This is a genomic window from Kitasatospora sp. NPDC042419, from assembly GCF_056437345.1.
On sequence record NZ_JBWKAW010000082.1, the window covers coordinates 1 to 6086 of the forward strand.

The following is a 6086-nucleotide window of genomic DNA, read 5'->3' on the forward strand; positions in this document are numbered from 1 at the left end:
GTGGCGGGGACTCGGGCGTATGTGCTCGATGCCCGGTTGCGGCCGGTGCCGGTCGGGGTGTCGGGTGAGTTGTACCTGGCGGGTTCGGGTCTGGCCCGCGGTTATCTGGGTCGGGCGGGGCTGTCGGCGGAGCGGTTCGTCGCGAACCCGTTCGAGGCGGGTGCGCGGATGTATCGCACGGGTGACGTGGTGCGGTGGAACCCGGCCGGCGAGGTCGAGTACCTCGGTCGTGCCGACGAGCAGGTGAAGATCCGCGGCTTCCGGATCGAGCCGGGCGAGGTCGAGGCCGTCATCGCCGGCCACGACCTGGTCCGCCAGTCCGTCGTGGTGGTCCGCGAGGACACTCCCGGCGACCGTCGCCTGGTCGCCTACGTCGTCCCCGTCGTCCCCGTCGCCCCCGACGGCAAGGACACGGCCGGCGGGCTTCCCCGGCAGGTCACGGATCTGGTCGCCTCCCAGCTGCCCGGGTACATGGTGCCGTCGGCTGTCGTGGTGCTGGACGAGCTGCCGCTGTCGGTGAACGGGAAGTTGGACCGCGGGGCCCTGCCGCTTCCGGATCTCGCGAGTGGGACCGGTCGTGGTCCGGCGAACGCGCGGGAGGAGTTGCTCTGCGCGGCGTTCGAGGAGGTGCTGGGTCTTGAGGGCGTCGGTGTGGACGATGACTTCTTCGACCTGGGTGGCCATTCCCTGTTGGCGGTGAGCCTGGTGAGCCGGGTGCGCGCGGTGCTGGGTGTGGAGGTACCGCTGCCGGTGCTGTTCGATGCGCCGACGGTGGCGGGGTTGGCCGCGTGGATCGCGGGTGCGGGCGCGGGTGCGGGTGAGGCCCGGGCGGCGTTGACGGCGGGGGTGCGGCCGGAGCGGGTGCCGTTGTCGTTCGCGCAGCGGCGGTTGTGGTTCATCAACCAGTTGGAGGGGCCGAGCGCGACGTACAACGTGCCGGCGGTGATCCAACTGTCCGACGAGGTGGACCACGGGGCGCTGGGTGCGGCGTTCCTGGACGTGCTCGGGCGGCACGAGGTGCTGCGCACGGTGTTCCCGGTCGTGGACGGTGAGCCGTACCAGCGGATCCTTGATCCGGACGAGCTGGACTGGGAGTTGACAGTTTCGCAGGTGTCGGTGGAGGGCTTGCCGGCTGCGGTCGAGAGGGCGCTGAACCACACGTTCGACCTGTCGCGCGAGGTGCCGTTCCGGGCCTGGCTGTTCGAGGCCGGCGCGGGGATGCGGGCGCTGGTGGTGGTGATGCACCACGTGGTGAGTGACGGGTGGTCGCGGGGTCCGTTGGCGCGTGACCTGTCGGTGGCGTACGCGGCGCGTGCGGCGGGTCGGGCGCCGGAGTGGGCGCCGCTGCCGGTGCAGTACGCCGACTACACCCTGTGGCAGCGTGGTGTTCTCGGGGACGAGGGTGATCCCGAAAGCCTGATGGCACGTCAGATCAGTTATTGGCGTGAGGCGTTGGAGGGTGCTCCGGAGGAGCTGGAGCTTCCGTTCGACCGGCCGCGTCCGGCGGTGGGTTCGCACCGTGGGTTCCAGGTGCCGGTGGAGGTTTCGGCGGCGGTGCACGCGCGCCTGGTGGAGGTGGCGCGGGCGGAGGGTGTGACGCCGTTCATGGTGTTGCAGGCTTCGTTGGCGGTGCTGTTGTCGAAGCTGGGTGCGGGGACGGACATTCCGATCGGTTCGGCGAACGCGGGTCGTACGGACGAGGCGCTGGACGATCTGGTCGGGTTCTTCATCAACACGCTGGTGGTGCGGGCGGACCTGTCGGGTCGTCCGACGTTCCGTGAGGTGCTGGGCCGGGTGCGGGAGCGGACGTTGTCCGCGCTGGCGCACCAGGACGTGCCGTTCGAGCGGCTCGTCGAAGAGCTGGCGCCTGCCCGCTCGATGGCCCGCCACCCGCTCTTCCAGGTGGTCCTCACCAAGCAGAACACCGTGGACGCCGTGCTCGCCCTGCCCGGCATGCAGGCCGGGACGGCACCGGCGGATCCCGAACGGGCCGAGTCGACGCCGGCCGCTTCGGAGTCGACCGCTTCGGAGCCGACCGCGTACGACGCCGCGGCCAAGTTCGACCTCGACGTCCTCGTGGGCGAGGAATTCGGTGCGGACGGTCGTCCGGCGGGTGTGCGTGGCACGGTGACGGTGTCGGCGGATCTGTTCGAGCCGGTGTGGGCGGGGCGGATCGCGGCGGCGTGGGTGCGGGTGCTGGATGTGGTGACGGCTGATCCGGGTGTGCCGGTGGCGCTGGTGGACGTGGTCGAGGCCGGTGAGCGCGAGCGGGTGCTGACGGGGTGGAACGCCACGGACGAGGCGGTCGCGGCGTCCTCGGTGGCCGGGCTGTTCGAGGCGCAGGTGACGCGGACGCCGGACGCGGTCGCCCTGGTGGCGGACGGTGCCCAGGTCTCGTACGCGGAGCTTGACGCGCGGGCGAACCGCCTGGCGCACTACCTGGTCGCTCAGGGCGTCGGTGCGGAGTCGGTGGTGGGGCTGGCCCTGCCGCGTGGCGTGGAGATGATCGCGGGGATCCTGGCGGTCTGGAAGGCGGGCGCCGGCTATCTTCCCGTCGACGCGGAGCAGCACGCGGATCGTGTGGCGTTCACGATGAAGGACAGCCGGGTGGCGTTGGTCGTCACGACGGAGGAGATCCTCGGGGAGCTTCCTTCGGTGGGGGTTCGTCTGGTGGCGGTGGACGGGACGTTCACGCGGATGCAGTTGGACGCGCTTCCCGTGACAACTCCGGGGGTTGTGACACGGCCTGAGGGTCTGGCGTATGTGATCTACACGTCGGGTTCGACGGGTCGGCCGAAGGGTGTGGCGGTCACGCACGGGGCGTTGGCGAACTATGTGTCGTCGGTGCCGGGTCGGGTCGGGTTCGATGTGCCGGGTGGGCGGTATGCGTTGTTGCAGGCGCAGGCGACCGACCTGGGGAACACGGTGGTGTTCGCGAGTCTGACGTCGGGTGGTGAGCTGCATGTCCTGGCGGAGGAGGCGGTCACCGATCCGGGGAGGGTCGCGGCGTATCTGGCCGAGCACGGGATCGATTTCCTGAAGGCGGTGCCTTCGCATCTGGCGGCGCTTGCCACGGGTGCCGGGGTGGGTGGTGTGCTGCCGGCGCGTTCGCTGGTGCTGGGTGGCGAGGCGGCGGCGCCGGAGTTGGTGCGTGAGTTGGTGGGGTCGGCCGGTGGTGGTGCGGTGTTCAACCACTACGGGCCGACGGAGACGACGATCGGTGTGGCGACGACGCGTCTGGGTGTGGAGGATGCCGCCGGGGGTGTTCTGGTGCCGGTGGGTTCGCCGGTGGCCAACACGCGGTTCTATGTGTTGGACGATGCGTTGCGTCCGGTGCCGGTGGGTGTGGCGGGTGAGTTGTATGTGGCGGGTGCGCAGTTGGCGCGCGGCTACGTCAAGCGCCCCGGCCTGACGGCGGAGCGGTTCGTGGCGAATCCGTTCGAGTCTGGTGTGCGGATGTATCGCACGGGTGACCGGGTGCGGTGGGCGGCGGACGGTCGGGTGGTGTTCCTGGGTCGTGCGGACGAGCAGGTGAAGGTCCGTGGTTTCCGGGTGGAGTTGGGTGAGGTGCAGGCCGGTGTGGCCGCTCATCCGCTGGTGGGGCAGGCGGCGGTGGTGGCCCGTCGGGACGCGCACGGTGACACCCGGTTGGTGGCGTATGTGGTGGCGGATGATCCGGACGAGGACACCGGTGGTATTCCGGCGGCGGTGCGGGAGTTCACGGCTCGTCGGTTGCCGGAGCACATGGTTCCGGCCGCGGTGGTGGTGCTGGACGCGCTGCCGTTGACCGGGAACGGGAAGCTGGACCGCAAGGCCCTGCCCGCTCCCGCCTACGGCAACACCGCCACGGGTGCCGGGCGGCGTGCGGGGAACCTGCGGGAGGAGCTGCTCTGCCTGGCCTTCGCCGACGTCCTCGGGCTGGAATCCGTGGGCGTGGACGACGACTTCTTCGAACTCGGCGGCCACTCCCTCGCAGCGGTCCGGCTGGTCAGCCGGATCCGGACCGTCCTCGGTGTCGAGACCGAGATCCGCATGGTGTTCGAGGCACCGACCGCTGCCGGCCTCGCCGTCCGCCTCGCGGGCGCCGACAGTGCCCGCATCCCGCTCACGCGGATGCCCCGCCCCGACCGCATCCCGCTCTCCTACGGCCAGCGCCGACTGTGGATCATCAGCCAGATCGACGGGCCCAGCAGCACCTACAACATCCCGGTCAGCTCGCCGATACCCGGCGACGTGGACACCGACCTGCTGAACGCGGCGTTCCTGGACGTGATCGAGCGGCACGAGTCGCTGCGCACCGTGTTCCCGACCGTCGACGGCGAGCCCTACCAGCGGATCCTCGAAGTCGAGGAACTGGACTGGGAACTGCACGTCGAGGACGTGGAGCGGGAGGCGCTGGGGGCCACGGTCGAGCGGGCCGAGCAGTACGTGTTCGACCTGTCCGCCGAGATCCCGATCAGGGCGACGCTGCTCCGGGTGAGTCCGGAGGAGTGCGTGCTGGTGATCGTGGTGCACCACATCACCAGCGACGGTTGGTCGTGGGGCCCGGCGATGTCCGACCTGAAGACCGCCTACGGGGCGCATCTGGAGGGTCGGGCGCCCGACTGGGAGCCGCTGCCGGTCCAGTACGCGGACTACGCGCTCTGGCAGCGCGAGGTGCTCGGCGACCCGGCCGATCCGGAGAGCCTGGGGGGCCGGCAGGTCGCCCACTGGCGCGAGGCACTGGCCGGGATCCCGGCGGAGCTGGAGCTGCCCGCCGACCGGCCGCGCCCGGCGACGGCGAGCCACCAGGGCCACCGGACCTGGCTGGAGGTCTCGTCGGAGGTGCACGCGCGGCTTGCGGAGCTGGCGCGGGCCGAGGGTGTGACCATGTTCATGGTCATGCACGGAGCGCTGTCGGTCCTGCTGAACCGGCTCGGCGCGGGCACCGACATCCCGATCGGGTCGGCCGCCGCGGGTCGTACGGACGAGGCGGTGCACCATCTGATCGGAACCTTCGTCAACGCCTTCGTGGTGCGGACCGACGTGTCGGGCGACCCGACCTTCCGCGAGGTGCTCGCGCGGGTCCGGGAGGCCGCGCTCGGCTCGCTCTCCCACACGGACGTGCCGTTCGAGAAGCTGGTCGAAGAGCTGGCGCCGCCCCGTTCGATGGCCCGCCACCCGCTCTTCCAGGTGATGTTCCTGCTGGAGAACGCGATCGGCACGAAGGCCGACGGGCCCGGCTACTGGACCGACGGGGGCTCCTACGAGGCCGCCGACGGCGGCGTCCTGGCCAGCCGCTCCTCCGCCGTCAAGTTCGACCTGGACTTCAACATGGTCGAGGTGCACCACGAGGACGGCACGCCGGCCGGGCTGCACGGCGGGTTGACCGCCGCGGCGGACCTCTTCGACCTCGAAACCGGCGTGCGTCTCGCGAAGTGGTGGGTCCGGCTGCTGGGGACCCTGGCCGCCGACCCGGACATGCGGCTCGGCGAGGTCGATCTGCTCGGTCCGGAGGACCGGCAGCGGGTGCTGGTGGAGTGGAACGACACGGCGGTGGAGGTCGAGCCGTCGACGTTGCCGGGGTTGTTCGAGGCGCAGGCGGCGCGGACGCCGGACGCGGTCGCGGTGGTGTCCGAGGACGAGTCGGTGTCGTACGCCGAGTTGGACGCGCGGGCGAACCGGTTGGCGCACCTGTTGGCGGGTCGGGGCGTCGGTCCTGAGTCGGTGGTCGGTGTGGTGATGGAGCGCGGTGTCGACCTGGTGGTGGCGCTGCTCGCGGTGGTGAAGGCCGGCGGTGCGTACCTGCCGGTCGACCCGGGGTATCCGGCCGAGCGGATCGCCTACGTTCTCGCGGACGCGGGTGTGCCGTTGGTGGTCTCGCAGGCGGCGGTGGCGGGTGTCGTGCCGGCGGGTGTTCCGGTCGTCGTGGTCGACGACCCCTCCGTGGTGGAGGAACCGGCCGCTGCGGGGGACGCGTTTCCTGGCGCCGTGGTGGCTTCCGCGAACACGGCGTACGTGATCTACACCTCGGGGTCGACGGGTCGTCCGAAGGGTGTGGCTGTCTCGCACGGCGCTCTGGTGAATCACCTGTTCGGTGCGGGTCG

1 protein-coding gene is annotated in these 6086 nt (G+C 71.0%); it reads left to right on the forward strand.

All coding sequences use genetic code 11. The annotated features are described in order from the left end of the window. Positions 1-168 precede the first annotated feature (168 nt). Positions 169-6086 (forward strand): amino acid adenylation domain-containing protein (locus AC067J_RS43870; protein ID WP_478308491.1); only part of this gene is annotated, 5918 nt, incomplete at its 3' end.